This is a genomic window from Priestia sp. SIMBA_032 (genome assembly GCF_046535215.1).
In the GTDB taxonomy this organism is placed as follows: Bacteria; Bacillota; Bacilli; order Bacillales; family Bacillaceae_H; genus Priestia; species Priestia aryabhattai.
Genome location: NZ_JAWRXD010000788.1, coordinates 1 through 267, shown reverse-complemented (window position 1 = coordinate 267; position 267 = coordinate 1). Strand labels below are relative to the sequence as shown.

Here is a 267-nt window from a genome sequence, read left to right as displayed (position 1 = left end):
GCTGAACTGCCAGATCATCGCCGGATCGGGTAACGGCCATTCTGACGGGTAAAACATGGTCTCACGATCGGCTTCGGCCCTGAAAAACTTCACGAGTCTTGACGCCGGCGCTGGCACGAATCCACCATTCCACGCGACCGCGGTGTCACGAAGAAACTGCTCGTCGTGTCCCGCGTACGTCATCACGTCGGCAAAAAAAACGAGGTGCCGAGTTCCGTCGAAATCGATCCCGCTGGCCTCAATCGTCTGGTCAACCTGAAGCGGACC

General features: G+C 58.1%; 1 protein-coding gene. It reads right to left on the bottom strand.

Annotated elements, in window-relative coordinates; all coding sequences use genetic code 11:
• The coding region (locus SB717_RS36480; RefSeq protein WP_410907918.1) for a hypothetical protein at positions 1–267 on the bottom strand (267 nt) is incomplete at both ends.